The following is a 25,768-nucleotide window of genomic DNA, read 5'->3' as shown; positions in this document are numbered from 1 at the left end:
AAATGGAAAAAGGTTTCAAATTTGTTTTCTGGATCCATACCATATTGTAGCCGCCCGCTCCGTCGCCGATACCCAATCTTGTTTCCCTTGGATGTAACTTTCGATATCGTCCGGATGTTGACTCGCCAACTGCTGCTTGAGCGCCGCGTACTCGTCCCGCACGTCCGGGAATGTGACCAAGTAGTCACGAAAGGCGAGATGCCGGATGACGCCGTCATCCCCGTCCTCGAACATATGGACGTGGAAAGTCCGAACCTCCTCGCCTTTCGCAAAGAAACGGCGTCTCGGGATGCCGTGTTCACCAAAACTCCGATAACCGAGCGCTTCCATATGACCGACCCAGTCGTCGATTCGCTCGATTTGCCGCACGACCGGCATGATATCGATAATCGGCTTCGCGTCGAGCCCGGGGACCGACGTACTGCCAATGTGATGAATCGCGACGAGTTCGTCTTCGAACAATCGCTGGAGCTTGGCCGCCTCTTCTTCGAATTTCGTCGCCCATATCGGGTCATATGGGATGACTTCTACTTTTCTCATCGTCCTAATTCCTCCTTCGGCTAATTCGTTCCTTCTCTGTCATCATACCCGTTTTCCGAATCGTTTAGAAACGCACCCCGCCGACGGGAAGGTTTGTCACGACTCAAAATGGGAAATGCTAATACTAATGAAAACAGAACTGGAGAGTGAACCGTATGTTGACACAGAAGCAGATCGATACGTTCAAGGAGCGTCTATTAAAAGAAAAAGCGAAGACCGAAGGATATATGGAAAATCGGGAAGAGGTATATGACGAAGGGGAACTGTCGCACTATGATAATCACCCGGCCGATTCCGGGGAAGAGCTCTTTTTGCGTGAACGCGACCAAGCGCTCACGGAACTCGATGAAGATTTTTTGAGCGATGTTGACAAGGCACTGCTCGCCATCGAGAAAGGCACGTATGGAAAGTGTGAGGTGTGCGGGGAAGACATCGAGTTGGACCGCCTAGAGGTGATCCCGGAAGCGACACTCTGCATCAAGCATGCGCGTGAACAAGAAGAAGACGAGCATCAGACCGACCGTGAACGCCCGGTCGAAGAAGACGTGCTCAATCCGTCCGAGACAGCCGCCCGCAAACAGCTCGATGGGACGGATGAGCCTGGCCAAAGCACCGACGCGTTCAGTCAAGTCGAGGATTTCGGGAGCTCGGATACGATTGCTGATAGCGAAGGCAATCACGACCCGACACGAGAATAACGTAGGCCATTGCGTGAGCGGAAGGAGTCCATCTCCTTCCGCTTTTTCATGACCATAAACAGCTGTTTTCCCCATCCTATATCTTCCCTGTTTTCAAGCCACATGATACGATGTGTAAAAATACATCTTAGGAGAATTTATGCATACAAAAGAAACGTTTTCTGAGCTGATTTCCAGCAAACTCAAACTGATTCGGACGGAACAAGGATTATCCCAAGAAGAACTCTGTACGCTCGTCGGTATCTCAAAAAAGACATTGATTCAAATCGAGAAGCGACGCCTGAACGCGAACTGGACGACGACCGTCGCCATCTGCGCCTTGTTCAATCAAAGCTCTTATCTCCATTCGTTGATTGGGGATCAACCGATCGAGTTCATTCGCCTCGTCGCGCATACCGATTCAACGTTGGCGACGAAGACGTTGGGCGGACACGTCTGGTGGACGACGATCGAGCATCAAGGGAAATATCGGATTCAACAGAATATGGTCAGTCAACATTACCGGATTCTCGACCACGACGACTTTCGCTGGTTCAGCACGTTCGACCGCGACGAGGCGTTTCAAAAGCTGTTCGAACTGCGAACGACACATGATGAGCAGGCTTGAAGAAATGACACAAAAAATGACGCAACGAATTTCGTTGCGTCAATAAGTGGCTTTAATGGGCGACGCGCCACCGAGTACTTCGGCGACGTCCATCGGGTTGACCGTGTTTCCGGCCGAACTGGATGAATAGGCATATTCGCCTTTATGCACTTCGAAATGGAGGTGAGGACCTGACGAGTTGCCGGTGTTGCCGATTTGGCCGATGCCTTCGCCTTGGAGCAACGCCTGTCCTTTTTTCACTTCGATTTTATGCATGTGCGCGTAGACCGTGGTCCATTTCTGACCATCGATTTCGTGCTCGATGAAGACGTGCTTGCCGTAAGGACCACCTGACTTGACGTCGGTGACCGTTCCGGCCGCGGCCGCGTAAATCGGTGTGCCGACGTTCGCGGCGATATCGAGTCCGTTATGGAACGTGTACCCGAACTGTCCGCTCGCAGCGCCGTAGCCTTGTGACAGACGACCGGTCGCCGGCATCATGAGCTTCTCAGGCGCCAACGCTGCCGTTTGTCGTTTCAAATCTTTCAACTCGGCGGCCCGATGTTTCAATTGCTTGTAGGCGGCTGAATGGGTCGAGCGGGCCTTCTTGTGCTCTGCGTCCACTTTGGCCTGTTCGTTCTCTAATTTTTCTAACGACTGAGTCGTCGCCGCTTGTTTCTCTTTCAAGTCAGCCTCGGTCTTTTCAGATGCCGCCGCTTCCGCTTTCGCGCTCGGAAGCACAGTCGATAGCACTTGTTTGAACAGGGATGGATCATCCGTCTCGGGATTCAGCGCCGTCTCGTATGACGCGAGTTTCGCGTTGGCACGATCAATCTTCTTTTGTATCGCGTTCTTTTTTGCTTCAACCGCTTCAGCGCGGCGTTTGGCTTTCGCGACCGATTGTTTTGAGGTATGAAGCCGCTGTTCGGTCTGTTCGAGCGATTTCGTCGCCTTGACGAGGTCTTGCGGGGTAAGTTGATCCGCCGATACGGCTGAAGTCCCTGAAAAAATCAGGACGCCTGTACCGACGGTTACGAGTAGTTGTTTCCACATATATTGATAAAAACCTCCAAATAGGATGATTCGCTAGCTATATAAAAAGCTACAAGTGCGAATATAGCATCCATGTTTGAAAAGTTCAATATATGAAGCATTTCATTTGTATGTCGAACATGTCAAAACGGTGAGTCGACCCTCCACAAACTTCACTCAAACTTCATATGTCCTATCGCGGTCATCGCTTTCGTTTCAATACGATTATGACAATACTGAGGGCGGCGCAGACGGTCAAGGCCGGGCCACCGATTAAAAAGAACCGGGTGCTGGCTGACGACAAGTTCGTCGTCAGTCCGAGGATTGTGAACAAATTCCCGACAATCAGCAGCACCATCAGGACGGGCAAAAAACGATGCATCACACGATACCTCCCGGTTTGACCATCTCGAATTGAGCGATAGCGTCCTGCACGAATCCGATTCGGCGGGCTGCCTCGATCAAGGCCGGACGATCCGAAGTGAGCGTCAGTTTAATCGGACCGGCCGCTGCTGCCGCTCGCAACAACCATTCCGCATCTTCATCCCGACCAAACACATCAAGGAGCAAATCGCCTCGGAAAAGGAGGGCTCCTGTCGTCTCGCCCTCACGGACTCGCACAAGCTCAGCCTGTTGTTGGGTCGTACGAACGTCGACTTGCCAAATCGGTCGGTGGGTCGCAGACGGATAATACGTCTCGAATAGCTCGGTGATCGGTTCCGGTTCGAGCGACGCCTCCGTCTCGGTCGGTACAGATCGGAAGTACATAATTTCTCGAACTGTTTCATAGCCGAGCCGTTCATAAAGCGTGAGCGCTGGTTCGTTCCCTTGGATGACTTCAAGCAGGCGTGTGCCCATCGCTTGTTCATCGAAGCGACGCATCAACTCGTTCGCGATGCCGAGGTGTCGATAGCCAGGGGCGACCGCCAAGCCACCGCAACGAGTGACCCACCCCGAAGCCAGGTGCGCCACGCCGCTCAACATGACGGCAACAGGACGATTGTCCGCATAGGCGACGACGGAACGGGATGGCTGGTTTTGATCGCGGACGAGAAACACCGCCTCAAATCGAGCCTCATCCATGTCAAAGTGAATCATATAATCAGAAAAACCATCCATGAAAGCACGGTAAAGATCTGCGAGCGGCGGATTTTGGATATAAGAAATGACTGGTCTTGCCATCGAGTTCAGTTCCTTTCGAGTTAGAGTTCAGTATACTAGAAGAGTCAACTTACACCGAGGAGGAATCCGGATGTCAATCAAACTCGAACCACTCCGTGACGCCCATTGGCCTGTCTTGGAGACATTTTCCCTACCGCTCGACCAAGAGAAGTATACGACGCTCCCAACAGATCTCGATTCGCAGTTGCCAGACGGGGTGTACCCTGTCGTCATCACGACCGATGAGCCCGTTGGCTTCTTTCTGCTCCACGACACGGAACAGGTCGCCTCTTACACGGAGGCGCGAGATGCGTTATTGCTCTCGATGTTTTCCATCAATCATCCGGCTCAAGGAAACGGCCACGCCAAAGCGGCGCTCCGTCTCTTGCCGAGTTATGTCCGGGAGCACTTCACCGATAAACACGAGGTCGTCCTGTCAGTCAATCTCAAAAATGAGCCGGCCTTCTCGCTCTATCAAACTGTCGGCTTCGTCGACACCGGCCGCTTGATCGACGGACCGGTCGGACCCCAACGCATCATGTCGCTGCAGGTATAAGTTCGCCGGGTAAGATGCTGTAGACGGCCGTGTCCGTCAAGCGTTTTCCGTCAGCGGACAAGTCCTCGTTTCGGAGCGTGCCTTCCAACTGAAAGCCGAGCCGTTCCGGAATCATTCGACTTCCTTCATTGGTCGACTCGCATTGGATTTCAATCCGTTGGAAGCTGAAGTGGGCGAATCCGAAACGGACGATCGCCTCGACCGCCTCGCTCATATAACCGTGGCCGGTGTGTTCCGTGTGAAGCCAATAGCCGACTGCAGCCTTCCGTACGTCCCAGTCAATCTCAAACAGGCTGACCGTCCCGACGAACGGCCCCGTCTCCCGTAAAAAGATGAGATACCGAAAACTCTCACCTGTTACATAGAGTTCCTGTGCCCGCTTCAAGTTTTCTTCCGTCTCGGATAACGTCGGCACTTCTTGCGCGAACGGAAGCCAGCGCTTCAGTTCATCATGCGACTCCCGAATCGCCTCGTTGACGATACGGGCATCTTCTCCGGCGCGAGGTGCCCGCAAGTATAACCGTCCGGTCTCAATCTGGAGCGGTGTATCTGTACGTTCAACGTTCATCTCGTCATTCCCCCCTCTTCACTTGCGAAAACACCAAACCAAAAGACTACCTAAACCGAGCACGAGCAATACGTTCAGCAGTTGCCAAATAAAATCAATCATGAGACCCGCCTCGATTGCTTGAAGTCAACTCTTCAAGGCCCGTCAAAACTTGCTCCCAATAACTTGTCGGATGGGGCACGAGATCTTGCTTCGTCACGGTCCGTGTCTCCCCTGAGATTGCCGAGATCGACTCAACCTCCGCATGCTTGCCGGCCAAGAGCGACCGGAACGCCGCAAAATCGACCGTGACGACATCGGCCACTTCCGTTTCATCTAATGTAAACGGTTCTCCCGCGTACGCGTAGACATATGTATGGGCGAACTCTCGATCCAAAAATGTCCCTGTCTCGATCACGTCTTCGAAGACGCCGAGCGGAGTCAGTTGATCGAACGTCAGGTCGAGCCCGAGCTCTTCATGAATCTCCCGCACCCCGTCCCGAACGGTCTCTCCGGCCGCCAAATGCCCGGCTGCCGTGATATCGAACAATCCGGGAAAATCTGCCTTCCGTTCGCTTCGAAGTTGCAGGAAGAGACGGTCGTGGGCCGTCATCCAACAATGGAACGTCTCATGCCAGTCCCCGTCCCGGTGTACATCGGCGCGTGACTTCAAGCCAACTTTCTTCCGCCGGTGGTCTACGACCGTGATGAATTCCATTATCGCGTCACTCCATCCTCTAAAAATGTGATTGTCCCTGACGTCGCATCGAGTTCGACATCGATGCCGATGGGGAACACGTGTGACGGAAACGTATGCCCGATATCAACGTTCGTCAAAATCGGGAAGTCGACGTCTCCGAGCACTTCGAGCAACAGCTCCTCAAACGTGAACGGTGCGCCGGCCGCATCGAAATGTTCATGTTTCCCGATGATGAGTCCATTGATTTGATTGAACACTCCGGCCAGTTTGAGCATACTGAGGGAACGTTCCTCGTCTGCCATCGTCTTGAACGAGTCTTCTAAAAACAGGATGGCCCCGTCCATGTCTGGGAAATAGTCCGACTTCAAGAAGCCGGTCATCGTGTTCATGTTCCCACCAATCAACTTGCCACGAGCCTGACCTTCTCGGAGAGTGAGCCAGCCATCATTCGGCCGGAAATTTTTCTCCCGGTCCTGCGTCGACCAATCGATCATCTCCTCGGTCCACTCTCCGGGAACGTCGAGTGAGTAAGGCGCCGTCCGCTCCAAACAGAGTACCTCTCGCACGTAGCGCTCCCCGTCCGCAAACATCGTCTCGTATTCCCCGAACGACGGGACGATGGCTGGACCGTAGAACGTCGTCACGCCCGTCTCCGTATAGCAGGCGAGGAGGAGTGCTGTGACATCGCTATACCCCATGATAATTTTCGGATGTTGTCGCAACGCCTCGTAATCGATATACGGTAAGAGTGAGTTCGAGTTCGTCCCCCCAATCGTGCTGATAATCGCTTTCACGTCATCATCACGCAGCAGCTCATTGAACTCCTCGGCCCGTTCTTGGATCGAGGCCGAGCGGTATCCTTCTGAACGGTGCGTGCACCGTCCTTCTCGAACGAGAAATCCCATCCGCTTTAGCTGTTCAATTCCTCGCGCATACCGTTCCGGAAAACGGACCGGTGCCGGAAACGAGGGCGTGATGATTCCAATTATGTCCCCCGCCCGTAACGCCGGCGGTTGTTTACTTGTACCCAACATCATCGCTCCCTCACGTTCGTTTCATTCACTGTACGGGTTCCAAGAGTCGGCTGACAACCTATCCTAAAACAAATCAGGGTCTTCCGAGAGTGTCCGTACCTTTCGAATTTTCTGCGGGCGACCAATCCAACCGAGCACAAGAAAGAAGAATCCGCCCACCACGATACAAAATAATCCGACCAATCCCGCGATGATGCCATTGAATCCAAACCGTTCTCCGCTCAAGACAAGGAGGAAGGGCGAGCAGGTGAACGCGACACCTAACATCATCATTCCGCCCCATATGCGTCGCCGCGGAAAACCGATTGTCCACCATCCGAACGCCACCAATCCTGAAATGATCAAACTAACCAGCCCGACTAGAATCATCGTCAGCGCCTCCACTCATCGAATTGTCTTGTTTTATTCCGCATCACCGATTCAAATTCCTGTCAAAAGAACCCTATAGGATTCCTGTAATCCGGGTAAATAACTAATGGAAACCATCGTACCGGAATGACACAGAGGAGGAACACCATGAGAACCCGGCTCATCTTTGCTCTGGCATTTATCGGTCTTTGTTTAGTGGCAGTGTATTGGATTAGTACATGGGACGACCATCAAATCGAGGGACGGATTGAGCAAATCGATATCCCGCAATTGATGATTGGTCCGAGTGACGTCTCAGGCAGTGAGGTGAAGTTGCAGACGATTTTAATCAATGATCAGACCCAAGTAACCGGGAGTGCGGACGACGTGCAAGAACTCCGAGTTGGTCAAGTTGTCACGGTGGAGCTCGACCGGGACGCAAAACTCAAGATTGCCGTGTCAATCCATGTAACACCGGATTAAGCGACACGGCTTTTTTTCAGAAAACGAGCATAGTTTTCATAGAACGGTGGAATATGAGAACAGGAAGCTGAAAGGAGCGAATTGAATGATTTCAAATACATTGTTATCAGGGAAAGTCGCGTTCATCACAGGCGCGGCATCCGGAATCGGACGCGCCGCCGTCATCCGGTTCGTCCAGGCGGGGGCGAAAGTCGCCATCATCGACTTAAAATTGGAAGATGCCCAGCAACTCGCGAGTCTGATTGGAGAAGAACGGGCCATCGGCATCAGTGCCGACGTCGGGAACGAAAACGAGATGAAACGGGCGTACGAACAAACAGTCGAACGTTTCGGCCGTGTCGACATTGTCTTCGCGAACGCGGGTCGTAACGGGACGATCACGCCGATCGAGCATTTGTCGCTCGAGGATTGGAACGGTGTCGTCGAGACGAACTTGACGGGCACGTTCTTGACGGTGAAACATGCCATCCCTTACTTAAAGGAACGAGGCGGCAGCATCATCATCACGTCATCCATCAACGGGAACCGTTATTTCAAAAACTTCGGTTTCAGCGGCTATGCGACGACAAAAGCCGGACAGACCGGATTCGCCAAAATGGCTGCAGCCGAGCTCGCCCAGTTCGGCATTCGCGTCAACTCGATTTGTCCCGGCGCCATCGATACGAACATCGATGACTCGACGAACCGAGACGACGCCTTGCTTGAGGAAGTCGTCATCCCGATTGAATACCCGGAAGGGAATCAGCCGCTCGCCGGCAAGTCAGGCACGGCCAAACAAGTCGCGGACGTCGTGTTGTTCTTCGCGAGCAACATGTCGAGCCACGTCACCGGTTCCGAGGTGTACGTCGACGGCGCCGAATCTTTGCTTTAACGACAACAGGTCGCCCCGCGGGGCGACCTGTTTATTTGAGAATCGGGCTTTTCATGACCGCTTTCTGATAGAACGGGATAAAACCTAAACGCTCCATATTGCGGCCCGAGGCCGTATCGACTTTCGTTGTGACGGTCACGTACTGACAACCCGCAGCTTTCGCGGCGGCGATCCGCTCCAAGATGAGCTGTGTCTGGTAACCTTTGTTTCGGTAAGCTGGGATTGTGCTCGTCAAAAACAATTCCCCCATCCCGTCCTGGATAGCAAGAATACCGCCGGCGACGGCCGTCTCGCCTTCGCGGACGAGAAACGCCTGATTTTCGGGTAACGCGTAGAAGCCTTTCGCGGTATCGATCGTCTCTTGCATGACCGTCCCAGTCTCGGCAAAGCCGGCCGCGATGGCCCGGGCCCACTCGTTCACGTTATCGGCGTGCACGCGTTCGACCGTATGCTCCATATCCGGAAACACGAACGTGTCCACGTCGAGCAACCAGACGTCGAGGAAGTGGTCGAGCGTATAGTTTCGTTCTTGCAGCAACCGAAGGAGCGACATGTCCGCGAGTGGACAGACCTCGATATGTAGGCGGGACACGTTCTTCCCGCGCACCCACTTCTCCATCTGGTGCAAATCGTAAAAACTGGTCGGTCGATTCAAACCGAAGCCGACCGCAAAACTCGTATTGCCCATCCGGAAGACGTGGCCCTTGTTTTCGACAATCAATTCCGAACCTTCATAGGGAGGGGTCTGTTTACGATGCCGAATATAGGCAGACGTCCCTTCCGCTTTGATGCGTTCGATCCGCCTGGCTAGTTCTAAGCGTCTCATCTCGTTCCCTCCCCACTAATCTCCCCTGAGTTTACCACACTTCGATTGCGAACAGATTGTGATTCCGTTACAGCCGGACCTCATCGACGACAAATGACGACGATCCTTCGATTTCTTCGATGAAGTGCGACCCGAACAGCATCGCCGGTGTAAAGCTGCCTGGAATGACGCGGCCCGATCCGACAAGACGCTTCACGACCTCAAGTGCGCCGTACACGGTGAAGGCATACGTGCTCGCCGTCTTGATGCGAACGATCACTTTGCGACCCGAAGCGTCCGTCGCCTCGCCCCAGACATACGTCGAGGAGCGTTCCCGTTCTGACTCATCCGGTCCGCTCACGTGCTCATCGACATAACGGAGCAGCTTTCCTTGCACCGCGTCGCTGCCAAGAATCGGGCCGAACCAAGATAAGAGACGCGCCCCGTAAGCGTAAGCCGTCGGGACCGGGACCCACGTCGTGATGTTCGGGATGCCCGTCGTATAATAGGCGGTCGAGACATCCCCCCATGGAATCGCAAGTGCCGTTTTCTTGCCGCGTCCGAAATCGATGTGACGGCGTTTCGCCCCGAGCGGGAATGATGTCAGTTCGCCATCTTTCCGTTCGGCACTGCTCGACCCGAGTCCACGGATCGCTGTTTTCAGCGTCCCGCGTGAGATACCGGCGGCCGCCGAGAAGCCAAGGGCTAGATTCGTCGCGTCCGGCATCAGCTCTTTCAACTTGCGGGCCACACAGTCGGTCGGGATGACGTCAAAGCCGACACCCGAACAAAGCAACACGCCGGCCTCTTGTGCGAGTTTGGCCCGTTTCTTCGAGTGGATGTATTCGAACACTTCGATTTCCCCGGTAATATCCAAATAATGCGTCTTCGTGGCGAGGCATGCCTCGACCATCGGCCGACTCGTATCGGCGAACGGTCCGGCACAGTGTAACACGAGGTCGATGTCTTCCAATTGGCGTGTCGCCTTATCGAACGACAAGTTAAAGACGCGCGTCTCACACGCGAGCTCTTCCCCGAGCTTTGCGATTGCGTCCGCACGCCGACCCGCGAGCACCGGTGTCATCCCTTCTTTTACTGCTTGCCGGGCAATCAGTTCGCCTGTATAGCCGTTCGCCCCATAAATCATCCATTTCATCACGATTCCTCCTTCAACTCTACAAACATGTCTTTTCTTTGTTCCCTATCCTGCCAACTTTCACCCGTGTAACCGATGCATCACGTCTTGCATCACACCAATCAAATAGACGACGCCAACAGCCATCACTATGACACCGACGGGTAGGACGAGACTCGACCATATCTGCCTCGTTCCGAACCGACAGCCCTTATATGTCAAGTAGCGATCAATCGCCCAATATAATAGCGCCGCCCCTAAACTGAGCCAGAGCAAGACGAGCCCGAACCCGATATGTAACCCAAACGAGACGAGCGGCCCGAACCGCTTCGACATCCGGCGTGTCACCCAATCGCTGAACACCGACGTCAACACGCCGTACGTGACGATGACCGGGAAACTAACTGCCAGATAGGCGGCCGTCAACATCAATAGCCCATTCACCGTATCGCTCACCCCACCGCTGTCCGGATATTGCGGGATGACGACCCAACACGCCAACAAGAGTGCATAAATCGGGGCCGTGAGCGACGCCGCGACAATTTTCCGAGCCCACACGCTCATTCCCCCCTTCTTCTACTCCAACTTTACATGACCCGTAAAAAAAGCGCACAAAAAAACCAGCCTGTTTAAAGGCTGGCCAAATACTTAGTTGTTCGCAGCTTCTGCCGCTTTCGTGCGGACCGTCTGCATCGCTTCTGTCCATGGGACGAGCTGGTCGAGCATGTCGTTGACCGATTGGACTTGTACGTCTTTCGGTGCGAAATGTGTGCCGTTTTCGAAATCTGTGAAGAGCGAGAGCGCTGGATGGACACGGACGTGGGCGATCAAGAGCTCGCTCAACACGCCGCGTAAGTGTTCCGTCGCACGCGCGCCTCCGACCGAACCGTATGAGACGATTCCGGCTGCTTTGTTATGCCATTCGTTTCGTAAGTAGTCGAGGGCGTTTTTGAGCGCGCCTGTAATCGAGTGGTTGTATTCTTGGACGATGAAGACGAAGCCGTCCATCTCCGCGATTTTCTCAGACCATGCCGCCGCACCTGATGCGTCGCCGCCTGGCTCGCCGAGAAGCGGGAGGCTGTAGTCTGCGATATCGATGATTTCATAGTTGGCGTCTCCGCGTTTGTTCGCGAGTTCTTTCACCCATTCTCCGACTTGCGGGCTGACGCGTCCTTCACGAGTCGATCCGAGTACGATTCCAATTTTCAACATGTTAGTTCCTCCTTGTGAGTTGGTTGGTTCTTCTTGTTTACCGAACAAACGATTTAAAAAGCTCATTTCATGCCCTCATATTCTTTCTCAAACGTTTTTGTACTTCTGACCGTATCAATCGGTCGAACCATCGCTTCAATCTGTTCCCGCTTCGGTTCTAAGAACGGCGGGAGTGACAATTTTTCACCGACCGTCTCATACGGCTCATCGCCCATGAATCCTGGTCCGTCCGTTGCCCATTCGAACAGGATTTGCGGCGCGACTCGGGCATAAGACGATTCGAAGAAGAAGCGGTCGACATAGCCTGACGTCGGTAACCCGAACTGTTGCAAGCGTGCCGTCCATTCATCGAGGACACTGCGGTCATCGACACGGAAAGCGACGTGATGCACGGTTCCGAACCCTTGGCGCGCGACTGGTGACGTCTCGTCATGAATGACGACGACTTGCGCTCCGTTTCCACCCTCACCTCCTTCAAAGAGATGCGCGTCGCCTTCTTGCCCGATTTCTTCGAACAACATGACTTGCTCCATCACTTGTTTGAAATACGTAAAGTCCGCGATACGGATGAAGATTGGACCGAGGCCCGTGATGGCGTACTCGAGCGGGACCGGGCCGTTTTGCCACGGTTCGCCTGACGCGACGCCGACGTTGAACTCATCCGAGATGAGCTGGTACGCCTGTTCGTCAAAGTCGACGAACACGAGCGTTTTCTTGCCGAACTGCTCGGTAATCCCTTCATGCTTCACGCCGAGGCGATTGAAGCGACGTTCCCAATACGTGAGCGCCTCGTCGGTCGGGACGCGGAACGACGTCTTGGCGATCTCGTTCGTCCCGTGCACGCCTTTTGGGATGCCCGGGAAATCAAAGAACGTCATGTCTGTTCCAGCGCTGCCTTTGTCATCGGCGAAAAATAAGTGGTACGTCTGAATGTCGTCTTGGTTGACCGTCTTTTTGACGAGACGCATCCCAAGGACGTTCGTGAAGAAGTCATAGTTCTTCTCGGCGCTGCTCGTAATCGCCGTCACGTGGTGAATACCTTTTACATGGTTCATTAAAATCGCTCCTTCAAAATCTTGATTTCGAGATAATTAATTAAAAATTTTTTGCCGCTTCGGCACGTTTGCCGATCGTCTTCAATTGAGTGATCGTTTCATTTAGTTCGAGTCCATCGAACAACTCGTTCATTCGTTTTTCGTGGGCTGGAAAGATGCATGACATGAGTGTCTGTCCTTCCTCAGTCAGTGCCGCATACGTGACGCGCCGGTCGCTCGGACACGCTTTGCGAATCAAGTAACCTTTCGCTTCGAGCCGATCGACGATATACGTCATGCTCCCACTCGTCAATAATACTTTTTTGCCGATCATTTGAATCGGTTGGTCGCCTTTATGGTACAGCAATTCCAGGACCGAGAACTCGGTCGGATTCAGCCCGTACTCGGCGACTTCATGCTTGACCACGTCTTGAATCGATTGCGAGGCCCGAAGCAACACCGTGATCGCTTTTAACGTTTGTCGTTCTTCCATGTGTTCCCCTCCTCTGCTGAGAGAAAACAATACTTTAAATTTCATTATCTTTAATTCGAGATAAATATAACACGCTAAATTTGATGGGTCAATCAATTTGTCTCAAAAAAAAAGACGAGTTGCCTCGTCTTGTCGTTTCAGTCATACGTCTCATCCAAGTTACGCGCATAAAACGCGATGGCGCGACGATACCGTTTGATGCTGTCATCCGGCTCCGGGCTTGCGAGCAGTTCGAGCAACGTACCGGTCGCCTCACTGTGGCGTCCGAGATTATAATGGGTCATCGCCTGGAACACTTTGAGCGCCCCGATGTCAGGGAATTGTTCGACCGCCTTGGCGAACAACGCCTCAGCGTCCTCATAGCGACCGAGCGCCCGATACGTGCTGCCGAGTCCGATATACGTCTCACGGAGCTCTTCGCCGGCGAGGCCGAGCCGGATTGCCCGTTCATAATGCGGGACGGCTTGCCGTTCTTCTCCGAGCGAATCATAACACCAGGCGCAATGGGCATGGAGGCGCGGATTCTTCTCGTCTTGTCGGAGCAACATGAGTAGCAACTGCTTTGCCCGTTCGAGCTCTCCGTTCTCGCGGAGACGAATCGCTTCGTCGAGCCCTTTCTCCTCTGGGGTTTGAACTTCCAAGTCACTCAAGTCATCAAGCCACGCTTGCAACAATTCGTAATAGCGACCGACATGGACGCCATCGACGAGGGCATGGTGGGCTTGGACCGAGAGCGGCATCGTCATCCGGTCACCGGTCTCCGTGAATTTGCCCCAGGCGATGCGCGGCACCGTATCATGCTGTTGGTCGTGTGTCGGGTGGCTGATGCTCGTGAACGTGACCCAAGGCACGCTCGTGATGTAAAGCAGACTGTCCGGCTCATCGTCGCCGACAACGACTTCCCGTTTCGCTCCGCTCATCCGGGCCGTCACTTCTTCCATGAAGTCCGGAAACGCGTCTTTATACGTTGCCGTGCAAAAGTTGAAGACGTCATCGTCCATCATGACAGTAAAGGACGGATGCACGACGTCGTGCTCGATGACCTCGTCGCCGCGAATCCGGTAGCGAAGCTCCGGGATGGCGTTCGCCGTCTTGACGGCACCATACAAGAACAGTTTAAAGAACGACTGTCCGGTCCGTTTGGCATGCGTATGTAACTTCGTCACATCAACGCTCGCCGTCACGTTGAAATGCGGGGCGTCGAACGCCTTGAAGAACTCATAGTGCTTCTTGCGCGACCACGTCTCGATATTGATAATTTTCATATTCGTCCCCCTGTTTTTTCTTTCACTGTACCAAAGGGAACAGGCCGTTCAAAGTTTTTGCTTCAACTCGGTGTAATGCTCGTTCGCCAAGTCGAAATAGACGAAGTCCCGACGTTCAATCCGATCGAGCGTCGCATGGAAGTCACGCCAGCCCTGCTCGACGAGCTCCGGCGTCAGTTCTCCGGCCTCCGTCGCTTCCTCGAACTCGTCCTCGTCTTTGCGGACAACGTCCCCGTTCGGGAAGATGAGGATGTCGAGCAACAAGTCGTCCATATACGGGATTCCGTCCTCGTATCCGATCGCTTCGACGATATCGATGTACCATTGAACGATGTGCCCTTCATCATTAAACATGACGGTCACACCGAACGGCTCGTCGTCCGGGAAATATTGAAGCCAGCTGTAACCGGCATCGGCGACGATGAACTCTTCTCCCTTGTGCATCTTATATTGCGGTGCGCGGACCGCATCGATTTGAAACAAGGCGACGGTCCCGGAGAAACGGTCATCATGTACCTCCATTTGCGCGTAGCGATGTTGCAAAATCCGTTCCCAGTCTCGACGATTGGCAAATTTCCGTTTTGGCATATGTCTCTCTCCTTTTGACCCAATTCATACGTAAAGAGTTCGCCAAAATCCGACATTTCCCTGTTCAATCGTACAGATTGTGTTGATTGAACGAGACGAGATGGCTTTGCTTCAACCGTTTCCGTTCGACCATCCGCGTAAAGGCGTCTGTCGAGATGAAGCGATTGCCTGGGTGAATCGTCGCCAACTGCAACAAGATGAAGCGAATGCCGCGCTCGCCTTCCTGAAGCGGGACATGGAGCATCGTCCCATCCTCATTGAATCGATTCAAGAACAATTCGACTTTGCAGTCCTCTTTTAACAGACGTGACGTGACGAAAGCGACTTGGCTGATGAGCGATTCGAAGTCGTGATGGAGCGTATAACCGGACGGACCCGTCAAATCCAAGGCGAACGTGAACGTATCGAGCGTCGTCTGTTGAAATACTTTTGACTGCAGTCGTCCGAGTTTGGCGGTCGCATACCAATCAATCTCCTTCACCGGTTCCCCTTCATACGGTTTCGACCCGATTAGTTGCAACGGATTTCGAAGCGGTGACGCCAAGAACGGCCGGTCCCCAAGCGCTAGCCGCTTCGTCCCGACCGGTGGATGCAACAGGAGCGATGGAAGGACGGTCCACTCTATATCGACCGGTCGTTCATACAAATATGTCCCGAGACGGAACGGAAGTGTGACGGCGATGACGCATTCCTCGAACGTGGCTGGACCTCGATACTCGGCGCGCACGACCAATTCGTGGCGGGCGCGACCGACATCGACCTCATAGTCGAGCACGTTCGGAAGGCGCTCATGCGCCGGAAAGCTTATTCCTGAGCTCGCCTTCAAGCGAATCCGTAGCGGTAGTCCGAGCCGATTCAACTCGTCCACCCCATCAACCACCAACACGAACCGACTCTCATCTCCGACAAACAGCAATTCTTCGTATTGCGTGAACCGGAGATCGATGTGCCGCTCAAGTTGTTGCCGCGTCCGCTCGAGCATCCAAATCGCACTCGCTACAATGAAGCATATGTAACCCAATCCGTATACGTACGGGAAGAACACGAGCATGGCTCCGCTCAAAAGATATATAGGTAGGAGCCGTCGCTGCAACCAAACGTGCGTGGACAGGATCATCCGTCAGCCCTCGACCGGCACGGGCACGGTGTCTAAAATGTGTGCGATGACGTTCGCTTTTGTCGACTTGATGCCGCCTTCAAGCGTCAAGCTGATCCGATGGGCGAGGACGTACGGCGCCACGGCTTTGACGTCTTCCGGGATGACGTACAGTCGGCCGGCCAAATAGGCATAGCTTTGACAAGCGCGGAGCAGCGCGATCGCGCCACGTGGGCTGACTCCGACCTCGACGGACGCGTGCGCCCGAGTCGCATGGACGAGACCGAGCATATAGTCGAGGACATCGTCTTGGATCGCGACTTGTCTCGTCTCGGCCTGCGCTTCTTGCAGCGAGGCGAGTGACGTCACGGCCTCGATTTGTTTGCGGGTCTCGGTCAACACTTGCAACAACAGTTCTCGCTCTTCGGCGGCGTCCGGATAGCCGACCGGAATCGAGATGAGGAACCGGTCAAGTTGCGCGTCTGGGAGCGGGAACGTCCCGGCCGATTCAATCGGGTTCTGCGTGGCGATGACAAAGAACGGTTTCGGCATCGGATACGTCTTCCCGCCAATTGAGACTTGTCGTTCTTCCATCGCTTCGAGCAGCGCCGACTGGGTGCGCGGGACGGCTCGATTGATTTCATCAATCAGGACGATGTTCGCGAAAATCGGACCTTGCCGATGGTCAAATCCTTGCGTCTGCATATTGAAGTAGTCGGTCCCTATGACGTCGGACGGGAGCAAATCGGCCGTAAATTGGATGCGCGAGAATGACCCGTCCAAACTGCCGGCGATCGCTTTGGCGAGCAACGTCTTCCCCGTTCCAGGTACGTCCTCGAGCAAGATGTGCCCTTCGGCGAGAAGCGCCGTGCAGCAGAGCCGGACGACTTCACCTTTCCCCAAATACACTTCATTCAACTGTTTGATGACCGCTTCGATTCCCATTTCGTTCCCCTCCGTTGGTAGATGTCTTATTCGAAGTTTACCTGTTTATGGTAATATAGACAATAAATAGTCTGAACATTCCGATAAGGAGGGAAAGGATGAAGTGGTCATCTCGATTTATAGGGATCCTTGTTGTGACAGCTTGTCTCGTTGTGACGTTCGTCTTTGTCAGTAAGGAGACGTTCAGTTGGTTTCAAACGCTCGACCATCCAGTTGACGATCCTCTAATAGAAGAGCGTGAGCAAGAAGAAGAGGAACCGGACGAGGATGGAATCGATTTAACGACAGTTGGTGAAAACGAAAAAGGTGGATCCTTACGTGAAAAGAAAAAAATGTTTGAGTTTCCATTCGGTTTGGGTGTAGGCGATGCACCCGGAGGACTCGGAACACTGTTCGCCATCCTCGCTGCTGCCGGATTGATTGTTTACAGTGTCCGGAAATGGTTGCGTCGTCGACGGCTGAAAGGACTCACGTTCCTTTTTACGGATGACACTTCTACTCAATCATCACACGAAGCGGACGCAACGATCGCTGCACAGACGTTCCCGATGCTCACGAACATCGAACTGAGGGATTGGCTCATCACGTTCAACGCGTCGCTCGCCCCTGAGTTAAAACTTCGGACGAATGAGACGGTCGTCGACTGGTTCGAACGCATCGAGCTGACAGATATCGACGCCTCGCTCTATCATCTGATTCGCTATGGTCCCGCATCCGATCATGACATCCCGTTCGAGCAGCAACAACGATTTCACGAGGCACTCGACCGTTACTTGAAGCGGCAACCCTGAGCGAGAAAGTACCCGGGTTCTCAATGACTGGCAAACATGCTACGATCATTGATAATAGGAAAAAAATGTAACTTTCTTAGGAGGTTTGATTGATGAAACGCCTAGGCCTACTCGGATTCAGTGTGTTTTTGCTGACCGGGTGCACCGATTCCGTTGAGCAACCCATCGTCCCGGCCGATACAAATGAACCGTCGTCCGAAGACATCACCGCTTGGACGCGAGAAGATTTTAAAGACGTCTTCGACCAATATGAAAAAGTCCCGCCGCTCTTGAAGGCACTCGAGAACGATGGACTCACCCCGTTCCGTGAGACGTTCGAGCACGTCGTCATCGCCGGCGACGGCATCCAGCATACATACGCCGATATTCATCCATTCAAACTCGATGACGGCACGTACGCCACCGTCTATGAGAGCGAGAACGGGGACATCGCTAACGGTCCCGAGTCGGTCGCGCCGCTGTTTTGGCAAGAAGCATCGTTCCTTCAATTCGTCGAAGAAATCGAGAAACGAAAATATGGGACAAGTGCCCCACCGACGGACGTCGTTTTGACCGAAGACGAGTTTCAGGCGCTCTATAATCGCCACGCCTACACATCCGCGCTCATCGTCGAGCTCGACGAATGGGGCGTACAACTGGCGCGCGATCCGCTCGAGAACGTCATCATCGCGGGAAACGGGGTCAAGGAAGTGAAGGCCGACTTGATCGTCTTTGAAGTCGAAGGTGGCTACGCCATCGTCTACGACCGAGACGGTGAAATCTTCAAAGGGCCGGAGTCGATTGCCCCACTGTTTTGGAGCGAGACGGATTATGAAAACCTACTCGAGAAGTATGAATGACTTATGGGAAGCGTCGTTTCAAGTCCCGGTACTCGAGTAGCAAGTTGAGCCATTGCGCTGGCTTATCGCTCGACTCAGCTACGTCGTACCGATAACTCGTCACGTACACATGCCACGACAAGGCCCGATAGACACAACCGAGCTCTTCAGCGATCAACAAGTGACGCCAAAGCACGTCCTTGGATGCGACGCCGCTCCACGCTTCCAAATAAACCGTACGCATCGTTTGAATCTGTTCATACCAGGCGACCTCGTCTTCTTCCGGCAATAAGTCGTACAGCGCGTTCCAAAACACGCGCACGCTGAAAAATGGATGCGTGACGGTCGCGTCGCCCCAGTCGAGGATACACAAATCATTCGTCCGTTCCCGCCAGAAGATGTTGCCGCCGTGCAAATCACCGTGCTCGAGACTCATCGGCATCCCGGTCGCCAGCTCATCGCACATGGCGATCAATTCATCTTGAAGCGCGAGCATGGCCTCGGCTTTGTATCGCTCGAGCCCGGCGCAGAGCTCAGGTAAATACGTGCGGATTTCGTCCTTCAACTTGGTCGGTCGGCGGTCCGGGATGCCGTAAGACAAGCAGGTCTCGATCTGGTCGATCTCCTGTCGCTGCAGCTGTGCGTATTGACGCAACGCCGCTTCGTATCGACTCACGTCCGGCCGTTCACGTAACGCCTCTCCGCCGATGTCTCGCATGAGCAACCAGTTCCGGGCTGAATCGATGGCGATGACGTCAGGGACGAAATCAGGATGCCGCTCGGCCAGAAACGCCGACAAATCGACCTCACCACGACTGATGTCGGTCACCGCTTTGGCGTAGTAACGTTCCTCATTGAGCGCGCCAACAAGCAAGTACGTCAAATCGGTATCTTTGATCACGTGCCACCTCGCATTCGGCACGTTTGCCTCAATCCATCGTTCGAACCGTTCACGAAACGATCGGTCACGCCATGGGATTGCCTGTCTCATCCTTTTCACCCTTTCTTTCATCATCTCCTAGGAGGAAACGATATGGACGTTGTATATTATTCATACCCGGTCGATGCCATCTTGTATATGTACTTAGGGGCGACGGCCGTCGTCAGTCTCATCATCGGGCTGCTCGTTTGGCGTCTGTTCAAGCGCCGAGCTGTCGGCTTTTGGACAACGCTCGTTCTCAGCTTTGTCGGGCTGTCGCTCTCGCTCGTCTGGTTTCAAAACGCGTCCGTCGCCGTGTTCATGGGGACACTCCCGTGGCTGATCAATCTCGTCTTCTCCCTTTTGTTGTATGGCCTGTTCGTCGGCATCACCTATGTCACGTTCCGACCACGAAAGCTCGACCGCGTCAAATGACGGTATGCTATACTCATGTTAATAAACGACCACTAGGGGAGCCTTCGGGCTGAGACGGCATGCGCCGGACCCTTCGAACCTGATCTGGCTCATACCAGCGTAGGGAAGTGGTGTGGGATTCGTCTGTCTTTCCACGCCACTTTTCCACTTGGAGAAGTGGCGTTTTCATTTTGAAAGGAGACTATCTATGCGTATTCAACAACTCACTTGGATGGCGATGCTCATCGCCATCGCCATCATCGGTTCCCTGTTCATCTCGATTCCGACCGGTGTCGCCCGTGCCTATCCGATTCAACATATGGTGAACGTCATCGCCGCCGTCACCGTCGGGCCGATCGGGGCCGTTCTCGTTGCGTTCGTGACCGGAATCGTCCGTGTCATGACCGGTACCGGGTCGCTCTTGGCCTTTCCCGGAGGTATGATTGGGGCGCTTTTGGCCGGGGTCTTCTATATGAAGACGAACCGCGTCGCCTTCGCCGCATTCGGTGAAGTCATCGGGACAGGGCTCATCGCCTCGCTCGTCGCCGTCCCGTACGCCAAGGTGTTGATGGGGAACGAGTTCGGGGCACTGTTCTTCTTCCCGGCCTTCCTTGCGTCGAGTGTGACCGGCGCCGTGCTCGGCTGGATCGTCTTGGCTCGGGTCAAGCAATTGCGACCGCTCACGGTGAAACGATAAATAGGAGTTCCCCCCGCTAAAAAAATGGTAAAATAAGGATAACACATACTGGGAGGTCATTTCTTGAATCGATTGACGCTATTACTGGCTGCCACCGCTTGCCTGTCCATGTCCGGTCTCTTGTACACGCTTGAACGCATCGCCACGTTCACCCGCTGGAATGCTCAGATTGCGACGGGCACGTTTTCCAGCGAGCCGATGTTCGTCGATGTGCTGCTCCAAAATGTGTCCATCTCGATTTTCGGAGTGGCTGCCCTCGTCCTCTTTTTCAAAGCGGGCAACGCTGTTCAAGGCTCAACGACGACGAAAACAGGGACGGCCGACTCATGACGGCTGTCCCTGTTTGACGTGATACACCCAAATCTCTTCCCCGTTTGCCTCATCAATCAAGCCGCTGTCGACAAATCCACCCTTCTCATAAAATCGTTTCGCTAGTTCGTTCGTCGGATGGAGACTGAGGACGATGTCATCCACATCGAATCGCTCTTGAATCCACACGAGCGCCAACTGTAAAAAGCGTGACCCGATTCCTTTCCCTTGCTCTGTCACATCGATCATAAATCGATCGAGCCAGATGTAACGCTCCACCTTGTTCTCTGCCCCAATCATCATGAAGCCGACGGGATGATCATCACGACAAAGTGCATAGCACTGCCACGCATATTTGACATCGGTTTCCATCTCGCGGAGCGATTCGGCGTTCGTTTCGATAAAACGGGCTTGGTCAGAAGCGACGGTCAAGGCGACGACGGCATCCCGGTTCGTGTCATCGACGAGTTGAGTCGTCAGCGTATTGGCAGCCATCGGCGCACCTCTTCCATGTCCAGTCCGCGCTTCGGCAAGATATAGGCGCTGACCGAGGAGTTGTATAGATACACATAATCATCCTCCTCGACGACTTCCTTGATTCCTGCCCATGACACACGCGTCTCGCCGAACTCATTTAAATCGCGCAGACCGTTCTCCTCCAAATCCATCGTATGGGGGCCAATCATGCCTTCGTTGCTACGTTCGTCGATGAGACGACGCGTCTGCTTCCGGACATGCCGTTCAAAGTATTTCGGATAATATAGGAACCACAGAACGCTCGCGATCCCGTATATCCCGTACAGCCACCAGTCCGTCTCTTGGAGCCACATCGCCAACACGAAAGCAGCGCCTAAAAAGATAAGTGGTCCGATAATCCGCTGCACGAGGAGCATCCGTTTACCTGTCTTCGAACGTTTAACATGGCTCAAGTTGAACCGGATATAGTCGTCTTCTGTCAATTCATATTGAATCTGCATCGTCATTCCCTCCTCGGTGTCCTATACGTCTCACGTGAAGAAAAGTTCCGTTTAGAACGTCGATTCGATAGAATGAAACAAAGGAGTGACACGATGAAACAAATCCACCATCTCTGCATCCAAACGCCCGATTACGAGGCGTCCAAACGATTCTATGAGGCGCTCGGCTTCGAGCTCGTCCAAGAGTCACCCGACTTCCACACCCGAGCGTTCAACAGCTGGCTCAAACTTGGCGATTTCTATATCGAGCTTCAAACGGCAAAAGTCGACGAGACGTTGTCGCCTTATTCAAAGCACGTGGCCGGCCCGGTCCACTTCGCGCTTTATGTCGATGACCTCGAAACAGAAGTGCGGCGCCTCGAGGACCTCGGTGTAACGTTCCTACCAAAGCACGGCGGGAACATCTACTTCGTCGTTGATGGTCATTTGAGTAAATTAAAAGCCCCGGAAGGCACGATTATCGAGCTCCGGGACACGTTTGTCATCAAGTGAGGCGCTGCCTTGCTTTTTTTATTGCCAAAATCGCACACCCTCATGTTTTTCGCCGTCTTCGAACAGGTACAAGACAAAGAACACACTTTGTCCGTACCGTTTGGAGGCCTTTCATGAAATATCTCGATTATTGGAGTTACTTATCGCTCTCCCTCGCCAAGCTGTTCCTCTTCAGCCTGTTGACCGCGAGCGCGTTCGACCTACCTTTTCTATTCATCAACCTCGCGACCATCTTGATGATGACGAGTTGGGCGCTACTCGTAAAACCGCAGACACGTCGCTGGATTTTGTTCGCGTCGCTGTTTCTGCACAGCACGCTACTCATCTCGGACGTCTGGTATTACCGCTATTTCGGCAACTTGCTGTCGGTCGCCCTACTGTCTGATATCGGCCAGATGGGAGACGTCGGGGGCGGATTTTTGACATTGATTCAAGCACCCGACTTCATCTTGTTCACGGATTTGCTCGTCTACGCGGCTATCCTCGTCTATATGAAGCGACACCCCATCACGGAATCGAAACGCCTCGGTCGCCGTTTGGCAGCTTCCGGCTTTCTGATCGGCCTCATCATCTTTACCGTTCCGACCGCCGTTCATTACGCTGAGGCAGACCATCGCAAGACCCCGATTTCGAATATGCGTGAGTATTATCAGTTCGGATTTTGGGGCTATCACGGGCTCGATACGTTCCGTGGCCTTCGCGACGCGTTGAACCTCGGTGACGACCTGACGGAACGGGAGCGCGGCCAAATCGAAGCGTTGGCGACCGAACCGGTCGAGGCTACAGCCGACACGAACGTCATCGTCGTTCAGCTCGAGTCGTTCCAAACGTCCGTGATCGGCCAGACCGTCAACGGTCAAGAACTGACCCCGAATTTGAATGCGCTTCGCGACGAGATGCTGTACTTCACGAATTTTTATCATCAGACACACGAGGGCCGGACGTCGGATGCGGAATTTACCGTCAACGCCTCGCTCTATCCCGTCAAATCAGGTTCGGTGTATACGCAGTATGCGACGAACACGTTTGACGCCTTGCCTGAGCAGTTACGACGAGCCGGCTATGATACGGCCGCGATGCATGCGTTCGACAAGGAGTTTTGGAATCGTGCCAACTTCTATGAGCAAATTGGCTACAACCACTTCTTCCACCAAGACGATTATCCGGCCGATCCGGTCATCGGTATGGCCGTCGGCGACAAGGAGTTCCTGACGACATCGGTCGACCACTTGGACACGTTGGACGAGCCGTTCTATTCCTTCATGGTCGCGTTGACGAGCCATACGCCGTATGAGATTCCGGACGAGGAGAAACGGTTGGATCTATCGGAATACGAGGACCCGCTCCTCCAAGACTATTATCACACCGTCCACTACAGCGATGCCGCCGTCGGTCTCATGGTCGAACGACTGAAGGCGGACGAAAAGTGGGACGACGCCTTGGTCGTCTTTTATGGCGACCACGACAGCGGATTGACCGCTGCCGGTGACGAGATGGCCGTAAATGCAGATGCCGACTCCACGGTCGATTTGTTCCAGCTCGATCGCTCCGTCCCGTTATTCATCAAACCGGCAGGACTCGAACGAGGTCAGACGGTGCAGGCGAGCGGCGGTCAAGTCGATTTGGCCCCGACCATCCTCGATTTGCTCGGGATGACACCGACGTACATGCTTGGAAGTTCGCTTCTCGACGATGAGCCCAATTTGACCGTGTTCCGGAACGGCTCGTTCCGCTACGACGACCTTTATTTCGTCCCGGATTTGACAGAGCCGGTCGGCAGCGGCATGTGTTATTCGGTCGAGACCGGCGATGACTTGCCGCTTCAAACATGCGAACCATATATTGATCAAGCCGTCGAACAACTCCGTTTATCCGATACGATCGTCGTGAAAGACGCCCTGTCCGACTTTCAACAAAACGACGCACAAGCCGCCCCGAAATAATCGGGACGGCTTGTTTTTGTCAGTAGACGTTTCGTAACGCGGCGACATCGATTTTCTTCATCGGCAAGAACGCTTGCGTCACTCGCGCCAACTGCTCCTTTGTACCGGTCGTCAGCATCTCTTCCATCTCCCACGGCACGATTTGCCAGGAGACACCATACCGGTCTTGGAGCCAGCCGCACTGTTCCGCTTCCGGGACGGCCGACAGCTTGGCCCAGTACTCGTCAATCTCGGCTTGCGACTCACAAAATGCGATCAGCGACTGCATCTCGTTGAACGCAAATTGATGATTTTCCGCGCTGTCCATGGCAACGAACTCGCGTCCGGACAAGACGAAACGGGCATAATTGAGCTTTCCTTCTAACTCTAGGCCGTCTGCCGCTTCGTAACGGATCAGATGGTCTTCCAGCACGTACGAATCCGGGAAGATGGAAATCCAGTCGTTCATCGCCGCCTCGGCCCGACCGAACACGTCTCCGACGAACAAGAAGCACGGAGTCACCGTCTGGATGTCCATCCCGCCGCTATGCATGATTTGCCAGGAGACACCGTGCTTGTCTGTCAACCAGCCGTAGCGCTCGCTGAAATCATACGCGTCGAGCGGCATGAGCACCTCGGCCCCGTCCACAAGTTTACCCCACAACGTCTCGACTTCTTCTGCCGTCGGGAACGTGACCATGTACGAGATAGACGGGTTCCGCTCCTTCAACGGACCCGCCCCGAGCAGTTGAAAGAATTGTCCCGCCAGCGAGACGGTCACAACCGTCGTCTCACCCGAAGGCGTATCGCTCAGTTTCGTCGTATAGTCGACGAATGAATCAGGAAATCTCGACACGTACCACTCCGCAATCGCCTCGACGTCGCCTTCGAACCAAATACACGGGATAATCGGTTGAGTAATCATAATCCTTTCTCCTTTCAGACTTCACGTAGACGATACACGTCACGGACGGCGAGTAGCGTCTCAGCTGTCTTTCGGTATGCTTGGTAATGCGGTGAGTTGATGTGATGGTCAAGCGCCGTCTCGTCTTCGTACTTTTCATAGAACACGAACGTGCCCGGGGCATCGATTGACTCATGGAGCACATACGTCAGGCACCCCTCCTCTTGTCGCGACGGAGGAATGACCTCATCGAGCGCTTGCCGTAACTCGTCTTCTTTCCCAGGATGTGCCTTCAAGATAGCGGTGATTGTAATTGCCATATGCGATTCCTCCTTCTAAAAGTCTATTCGTTCACCTGTTCCCTAAACGCATCCGATCTATCCCAAAAAGCGGGCG

The 25,768-nt window shown here is 53.8% G+C and carries 35 protein-coding genes and 1 riboswitch; of the genes, 12 read left to right on the top strand and 23 right to left on the bottom strand.

All coding sequences use genetic code 11. The annotated features are described in order from the left end of the window. Window positions 1-15 precede the first annotated feature (15 nt). On the bottom strand, window positions 16-540 hold the full coding sequence (locus tag KNP75_RS00310) for a GrpB family protein (RefSeq protein WP_034779668.1): 525 nt from the start codon (window positions 538-540) through the stop codon (window positions 16-18). A gap of 155 nt (window positions 541-695) precedes the next feature. On the opposite strand from KNP75_RS00310, the gene KNP75_RS00305 reads away from it, so the two are divergent. Continuing rightward, complete coding sequence (locus KNP75_RS00305) at window positions 696-1,238, top strand: TraR/DksA C4-type zinc finger protein (protein WP_034779670.1); 543 nt, start codon at window positions 696-698, stop codon at window positions 1,236-1,238. 139 nt (window positions 1,239-1,377) lie between these two features. Beyond that, window positions 1,378-1,845, top strand: coding sequence for a helix-turn-helix transcriptional regulator (locus KNP75_RS00300; RefSeq protein WP_215189252.1), 468 nt, complete (start codon window positions 1,378-1,380; stop codon window positions 1,843-1,845). A 39-nt stretch (window positions 1,846-1,884) separates the two neighbouring features. On the opposite strand, the gene KNP75_RS00295 is transcribed toward KNP75_RS00300, so the two are convergent. The 3 genes from KNP75_RS00295 to KNP75_RS00285 form a co-directional block, all read right to left on the bottom strand. Beyond that, on the bottom strand, window positions 1,885-2,877 hold the full coding sequence (locus tag KNP75_RS00295; RefSeq protein WP_215189250.1) for a M23 family metallopeptidase: 993 nt from the start codon (window positions 2,875-2,877) through the stop codon (window positions 1,885-1,887). Between the two features lie 181 nt (window positions 2,878-3,058). Next, window positions 3,059-3,241 (bottom strand): hypothetical protein, encoded by a 183-nt coding sequence (locus tag KNP75_RS00290; protein ID WP_152567766.1) that lies wholly within the window; start codon window positions 3,239-3,241, stop codon window positions 3,059-3,061. Continuing rightward, window positions 3,238-4,038, bottom strand: a complete 801-nt coding sequence (locus KNP75_RS00285) for a GNAT family N-acetyltransferase (RefSeq protein ID WP_215189248.1) — start codon at window positions 4,036-4,038, stop codon at window positions 3,238-3,240. The genes KNP75_RS00290 and KNP75_RS00285 overlap by 4 nt, the downstream gene beginning before the upstream one ends. A gap of 70 nt (window positions 4,039-4,108) precedes the next feature. Here KNP75_RS00285 and KNP75_RS00280 point away from each other — a divergent pair, with 70 nt between their 5' ends. Beyond that, the gene (locus KNP75_RS00280; RefSeq protein WP_215189246.1) at window positions 4,109-4,573 is read left to right on the top strand and encodes a GNAT family N-acetyltransferase; all 465 of its coding nucleotides are present in this window, start codon (window positions 4,109-4,111) and stop codon (window positions 4,571-4,573) included. On the opposite strand, the gene KNP75_RS00275 is transcribed toward KNP75_RS00280, so the two are convergent. The 4 genes from KNP75_RS00275 to KNP75_RS00260 form a co-directional block, all read right to left on the bottom strand. Further along, a complete protein-coding gene (locus KNP75_RS00275; protein WP_215189244.1) occupies window positions 4,554-5,141 on the bottom strand; it encodes a GNAT family N-acetyltransferase in 588 nt (195 codons plus the stop codon). The two genes, KNP75_RS00280 and KNP75_RS00275, sit on opposite strands and share 20 nt — an antisense overlap. Window positions 5,142-5,235: 94 nt before the next feature. Next, on the bottom strand, window positions 5,236-5,838 hold the full coding sequence (locus KNP75_RS00270; protein ID WP_215189242.1) for an NUDIX hydrolase: 603 nt from the start codon (window positions 5,836-5,838) through the stop codon (window positions 5,236-5,238). Then, entirely contained in the window at window positions 5,838-6,851 is a 1,014-nt protein-coding gene (locus KNP75_RS00265; protein ID WP_251128164.1) for a S66 family peptidase, read from the bottom strand. Before KNP75_RS00265 ends, KNP75_RS00270 begins: the two co-directional genes overlap by 1 nt. 66 nt (window positions 6,852-6,917) lie before the next feature. After that, window positions 6,918-7,223 (bottom strand): hypothetical protein, encoded by a 306-nt coding sequence (locus KNP75_RS00260; RefSeq protein WP_215189239.1) that lies wholly within the window; start codon window positions 7,221-7,223, stop codon window positions 6,918-6,920. 147 nt (window positions 7,224-7,370) lie between these two features. On the opposite strand from KNP75_RS00260, the gene KNP75_RS00255 reads away from it, so the two are divergent. Both KNP75_RS00255 and KNP75_RS00250 read left to right on the top strand, forming a co-directional pair. Beyond that, the gene (locus tag KNP75_RS00255; protein ID WP_214823429.1) at window positions 7,371-7,685 is read left to right on the top strand and encodes a hypothetical protein; all 315 of its coding nucleotides are present in this window, start codon (window positions 7,371-7,373) and stop codon (window positions 7,683-7,685) included. 85 nt (window positions 7,686-7,770) lie between these two features. Beyond that, window positions 7,771-8,556, top strand: a complete 786-nt coding sequence (locus tag KNP75_RS00250; protein WP_034779695.1) for an SDR family oxidoreductase — start codon at window positions 7,771-7,773, stop codon at window positions 8,554-8,556. 31 nt (window positions 8,557-8,587) lie between these two features. Here KNP75_RS00250 and KNP75_RS00245 read toward each other — a convergent pair whose 3' ends face one another. From KNP75_RS00245 to KNP75_RS00200, 10 genes are all read right to left on the bottom strand, one after another. After that, window positions 8,588-9,382 carry a GNAT family N-acetyltransferase gene (locus tag KNP75_RS00245; RefSeq protein ID WP_214753428.1) on the bottom strand — a complete coding sequence of 265 codons (795 nt, stop codon included), beginning with the start codon at window positions 9,380-9,382 and terminating at the stop codon, window positions 8,588-8,590. Between the two features lie 67 nt (window positions 9,383-9,449). Next, window positions 9,450-10,517 carry a saccharopine dehydrogenase family protein gene (locus KNP75_RS00240; protein ID WP_215189237.1) on the bottom strand — a complete coding sequence of 356 codons (1,068 nt, stop codon included), beginning with the start codon at window positions 10,515-10,517 and terminating at the stop codon, window positions 9,450-9,452. A gap of 60 nt (window positions 10,518-10,577) precedes the next feature. Next, window positions 10,578-11,054 carry a hypothetical protein gene (locus KNP75_RS00235; protein ID WP_215189234.1) on the bottom strand — a complete coding sequence of 159 codons (477 nt, stop codon included), beginning with the start codon at window positions 11,052-11,054 and terminating at the stop codon, window positions 10,578-10,580. Between the two features lie 90 nt (window positions 11,055-11,144). Then, entirely contained in the window at window positions 11,145-11,774 is a 630-nt protein-coding gene (locus tag KNP75_RS00230) for an NADPH-dependent FMN reductase (RefSeq protein ID WP_128123682.1), read from the bottom strand. Continuing rightward, the gene (locus KNP75_RS00225) at window positions 11,771-12,763 is read right to left on the bottom strand and encodes a ring-cleaving dioxygenase (protein ID WP_215189232.1); all 993 of its coding nucleotides are present in this window, start codon (window positions 12,761-12,763) and stop codon (window positions 11,771-11,773) included. The genes KNP75_RS00230 and KNP75_RS00225 overlap by 4 nt, the downstream gene beginning before the upstream one ends. A 40-nt stretch (window positions 12,764-12,803) precedes the next feature. Next, complete coding sequence (locus tag KNP75_RS00220) at window positions 12,804-13,235, bottom strand: MarR family winged helix-turn-helix transcriptional regulator (protein ID WP_215189230.1); 432 nt, start codon at window positions 13,233-13,235, stop codon at window positions 12,804-12,806. 137 nt (window positions 13,236-13,372) lie between these two features. After that, window positions 13,373-14,500, bottom strand: coding sequence for a tetratricopeptide repeat protein (locus tag KNP75_RS00215; RefSeq protein ID WP_215189228.1), 1,128 nt, complete (start codon window positions 14,498-14,500; stop codon window positions 13,373-13,375). Window positions 14,501-14,548: 48 nt separating this feature from the next. Beyond that, window positions 14,549-15,088, bottom strand: coding sequence for a ribonuclease FAU-1 family protein (locus KNP75_RS00210; RefSeq protein WP_029594462.1), 540 nt, complete (start codon window positions 15,086-15,088; stop codon window positions 14,549-14,551). A gap of 64 nt (window positions 15,089-15,152) precedes the next feature. After that, window positions 15,153-16,205, bottom strand: a complete 1,053-nt coding sequence (locus KNP75_RS00205; protein WP_215189226.1) for a DUF58 domain-containing protein — start codon at window positions 16,203-16,205, stop codon at window positions 15,153-15,155. Between the two features lie 3 nt (window positions 16,206-16,208). Next, complete coding sequence (locus tag KNP75_RS00200) at window positions 16,209-17,129, bottom strand: AAA family ATPase (RefSeq protein WP_215189224.1); 921 nt, start codon at window positions 17,127-17,129, stop codon at window positions 16,209-16,211. Between the two features lie 98 nt (window positions 17,130-17,227). On the opposite strand from KNP75_RS00200, the gene KNP75_RS00195 reads away from it, so the two are divergent. Together KNP75_RS00195 and KNP75_RS00190 are read left to right on the top strand one after the other, a co-directional pair. After that, a complete protein-coding gene (locus KNP75_RS00195) occupies window positions 17,228-17,920 on the top strand; it encodes a hypothetical protein (RefSeq protein WP_215189222.1) in 693 nt (230 codons plus the stop codon). Window positions 17,921-18,012: 92 nt separating this feature from the next. After that, complete coding sequence (locus tag KNP75_RS00190) at window positions 18,013-18,759, top strand: hypothetical protein (RefSeq protein WP_214796465.1); 747 nt, start codon at window positions 18,013-18,015, stop codon at window positions 18,757-18,759. A gap of 1 nt (window position 18,760) precedes the next feature. Here KNP75_RS00190 and KNP75_RS00185 read toward each other — a convergent pair whose 3' ends face one another. Next, on the bottom strand, window positions 18,761-19,729 hold the full coding sequence (locus KNP75_RS00185) for an aminoglycoside phosphotransferase family protein (RefSeq protein WP_215189220.1): 969 nt from the start codon (window positions 19,727-19,729) through the stop codon (window positions 18,761-18,763). 42 nt (window positions 19,730-19,771) lie between these two features. Here KNP75_RS00185 and KNP75_RS00180 point away from each other — a divergent pair, with 42 nt between their 5' ends. From KNP75_RS00180 to KNP75_RS00170, 3 genes are all read left to right on the top strand, one after another. Then, window positions 19,772-20,092: a hypothetical protein gene (locus KNP75_RS00180; protein ID WP_034779718.1), complete on the top strand. Its 321-nt coding sequence runs from the start codon at window positions 19,772-19,774 to the stop codon at window positions 20,090-20,092. Window positions 20,093-20,116: 24 nt separating this feature from the next. Continuing rightward, window positions 20,117-20,215, top strand: a riboswitch (TPP riboswitch). A 64-nt stretch (window positions 20,216-20,279) separates the two neighbouring features. Next, entirely contained in the window at window positions 20,280-20,768 is a 489-nt protein-coding gene (thiW, locus tag KNP75_RS00175) for an energy coupling factor transporter S component ThiW (protein WP_215189218.1), read from the top strand. 63 nt (window positions 20,769-20,831) lie between these two features. Beyond that, window positions 20,832-21,098 (top strand): hypothetical protein, encoded by a 267-nt coding sequence (locus KNP75_RS00170; RefSeq protein WP_215189216.1) that lies wholly within the window; start codon window positions 20,832-20,834, stop codon window positions 21,096-21,098. On the opposite strand, the gene KNP75_RS00165 is transcribed toward KNP75_RS00170, so the two are convergent. Together KNP75_RS00165 and KNP75_RS00160 are read right to left on the bottom strand one after the other, a co-directional pair. Further along, window positions 21,093-21,572, bottom strand: a complete 480-nt coding sequence (locus KNP75_RS00165) for a GNAT family N-acetyltransferase (protein ID WP_215189214.1) — start codon at window positions 21,570-21,572, stop codon at window positions 21,093-21,095. The two genes, KNP75_RS00170 and KNP75_RS00165, sit on opposite strands and share 6 nt — an antisense overlap. Then, window positions 21,554-22,054 (bottom strand): YcxB family protein, encoded by a 501-nt coding sequence (locus KNP75_RS00160; RefSeq protein WP_215189212.1) that lies wholly within the window; start codon window positions 22,052-22,054, stop codon window positions 21,554-21,556. Before KNP75_RS00160 ends, KNP75_RS00165 begins: the two co-directional genes overlap by 19 nt. A 93-nt stretch (window positions 22,055-22,147) precedes the next feature. Between KNP75_RS00160 and KNP75_RS00155 the strand changes: the two genes are divergently transcribed. Further along, window positions 22,148-22,546, top strand: a complete 399-nt coding sequence (locus tag KNP75_RS00155; protein WP_214709116.1) for a VOC family protein — start codon at window positions 22,148-22,150, stop codon at window positions 22,544-22,546. A gap of 113 nt (window positions 22,547-22,659) precedes the next feature. Then, the gene (locus tag KNP75_RS00150; RefSeq protein ID WP_215189210.1) at window positions 22,660-24,489 is read left to right on the top strand and encodes an LTA synthase family protein; all 1,830 of its coding nucleotides are present in this window, start codon (window positions 22,660-22,662) and stop codon (window positions 24,487-24,489) included. 19 nt (window positions 24,490-24,508) lie between these two features. Here KNP75_RS00150 and KNP75_RS00145 read toward each other — a convergent pair whose 3' ends face one another. Both KNP75_RS00145 and KNP75_RS00140 read right to left on the bottom strand, forming a co-directional pair. Beyond that, the gene (locus tag KNP75_RS00145) at window positions 24,509-25,393 is read right to left on the bottom strand and encodes a VOC family protein (RefSeq protein ID WP_214796448.1); all 885 of its coding nucleotides are present in this window, start codon (window positions 25,391-25,393) and stop codon (window positions 24,509-24,511) included. 14 nt (window positions 25,394-25,407) lie between these two features. Beyond that, window positions 25,408-25,692 carry a putative quinol monooxygenase gene (locus KNP75_RS00140; protein WP_214796447.1) on the bottom strand — a complete coding sequence of 95 codons (285 nt, stop codon included), beginning with the start codon at window positions 25,690-25,692 and terminating at the stop codon, window positions 25,408-25,410. Between the last annotated feature and the right edge of the window lie 76 nt (window positions 25,693-25,768).

It is taken from the genome of Exiguobacterium sp. s6 (assembly GCF_018618155.1).
Lineage (GTDB): Bacteria > Bacillota > Bacilli > Exiguobacteriales > Exiguobacteriaceae > Exiguobacterium > Exiguobacterium mexicanum_A.
The sequence above is the reverse complement of the archived record's forward strand: the minus strand, read 5'-3'. Positions and strand labels throughout refer to the sequence as shown.

Bases quoted from the DNA above. Each gene is read 5' to 3' on its own strand.
- KNP75_RS00310 (WP_034779668.1), bottom strand. From the start codon at position 540: ATGAGAAAAGTAGAAGTCATCCCATATGACCCGATATGGGCGACGAAA.
- KNP75_RS00305 (WP_034779670.1), top strand. From the start codon at position 696: ATGTTGACACAGAAGCAGATCGATACGTTCAAGGAGCGTCTATTAAAA.
- KNP75_RS00300 (WP_215189252.1), top strand. From the start codon at position 1,378: ATGCATACAAAAGAAACGTTTTCTGAGCTGATTTCCAGCAAACTCAAA.
- KNP75_RS00295 (WP_215189250.1), bottom strand. From the start codon at position 2,877: ATGTGGAAACAACTACTCGTAACCGTCGGTACAGGCGTCCTGATTTTT.
- KNP75_RS00285 (WP_215189248.1), bottom strand. From the start codon at position 4,038: ATGGCAAGACCAGTCATTTCTTATATCCAAAATCCGCCGCTCGCAGAT.
- KNP75_RS00280 (WP_215189246.1), top strand. From the start codon at position 4,109: ATGTCAATCAAACTCGAACCACTCCGTGACGCCCATTGGCCTGTCTTG.
- KNP75_RS00275 (WP_215189244.1), bottom strand. From the start codon at position 5,141: ATGAACGTTGAACGTACAGATACACCGCTCCAGATTGAGACCGGACGG.
- KNP75_RS00270 (WP_215189242.1), bottom strand. From the start codon at position 5,838: ATGGAATTCATCACGGTCGTAGACCACCGGCGGAAGAAAGTTGGCTTG.
- KNP75_RS00260 (WP_215189239.1), bottom strand. From the start codon at position 7,223: ATGATTCTAGTCGGGCTGGTTAGTTTGATCATTTCAGGATTGGTGGCG.
- KNP75_RS00255 (WP_214823429.1), top strand. From the start codon at position 7,371: ATGAGAACCCGGCTCATCTTTGCTCTGGCATTTATCGGTCTTTGTTTA.
- KNP75_RS00250 (WP_034779695.1), top strand. From the start codon at position 7,771: ATGATTTCAAATACATTGTTATCAGGGAAAGTCGCGTTCATCACAGGC.
- KNP75_RS00245 (WP_214753428.1), bottom strand. From the start codon at position 9,382: ATGAGACGCTTAGAACTAGCCAGGCGGATCGAACGCATCAAAGCGGAA.
- KNP75_RS00240 (WP_215189237.1), bottom strand. From the start codon at position 10,517: ATGAAATGGATGATTTATGGGGCGAACGGCTATACAGGCGAACTGATT.
- KNP75_RS00230 (WP_128123682.1), bottom strand. From the start codon at position 11,774: ATGAGCTTTTTAAATCGTTTGTTCGGTAAACAAGAAGAACCAACCAAC.
- KNP75_RS00225 (WP_215189232.1), bottom strand. From the start codon at position 12,763: ATGAACCATGTAAAAGGTATTCACCACGTGACGGCGATTACGAGCAGC.
- KNP75_RS00220 (WP_215189230.1), bottom strand. From the start codon at position 13,235: ATGGAAGAACGACAAACGTTAAAAGCGATCACGGTGTTGCTTCGGGCC.
- KNP75_RS00215 (WP_215189228.1), bottom strand. From the start codon at position 14,500: ATGAAAATTATCAATATCGAGACGTGGTCGCGCAAGAAGCACTATGAG.
- KNP75_RS00210 (WP_029594462.1), bottom strand. From the start codon at position 15,088: ATGCCAAAACGGAAATTTGCCAATCGTCGAGACTGGGAACGGATTTTG.
- KNP75_RS00205 (WP_215189226.1), bottom strand. From the start codon at position 16,205: ATGATCCTGTCCACGCACGTTTGGTTGCAGCGACGGCTCCTACCTATA.
- KNP75_RS00200 (WP_215189224.1), bottom strand. From the start codon at position 17,129: ATGGGAATCGAAGCGGTCATCAAACAGTTGAATGAAGTGTATTTGGGG.
- KNP75_RS00195 (WP_215189222.1), top strand. From the start codon at position 17,228: ATGAAGTGGTCATCTCGATTTATAGGGATCCTTGTTGTGACAGCTTGT.
- KNP75_RS00190 (WP_214796465.1), top strand. From the start codon at position 18,013: ATGAAACGCCTAGGCCTACTCGGATTCAGTGTGTTTTTGCTGACCGGG.
- KNP75_RS00185 (WP_215189220.1), bottom strand. From the start codon at position 19,729: ATGAGACAGGCAATCCCATGGCGTGACCGATCGTTTCGTGAACGGTTC.
- KNP75_RS00180 (WP_034779718.1), top strand. From the start codon at position 19,772: ATGGACGTTGTATATTATTCATACCCGGTCGATGCCATCTTGTATATG.
- thiW (WP_215189218.1), top strand. From the start codon at position 20,280: ATGCGTATTCAACAACTCACTTGGATGGCGATGCTCATCGCCATCGCC.
- KNP75_RS00165 (WP_215189214.1), bottom strand. From the start codon at position 21,572: ATGGCTGCCAATACGCTGACGACTCAACTCGTCGATGACACGAACCGG.
- KNP75_RS00160 (WP_215189212.1), bottom strand. From the start codon at position 22,054: ATGCAGATTCAATATGAATTGACAGAAGACGACTATATCCGGTTCAAC.
- KNP75_RS00155 (WP_214709116.1), top strand. From the start codon at position 22,148: ATGAAACAAATCCACCATCTCTGCATCCAAACGCCCGATTACGAGGCG.
- KNP75_RS00150 (WP_215189210.1), top strand. From the start codon at position 22,660: ATGAAATATCTCGATTATTGGAGTTACTTATCGCTCTCCCTCGCCAAG.
- KNP75_RS00145 (WP_214796448.1), bottom strand. From the start codon at position 25,393: ATGATTACTCAACCGATTATCCCGTGTATTTGGTTCGAAGGCGACGTC.
- KNP75_RS00140 (WP_214796447.1), bottom strand. From the start codon at position 25,692: ATGGCAATTACAATCACCGCTATCTTGAAGGCACATCCTGGGAAAGAA.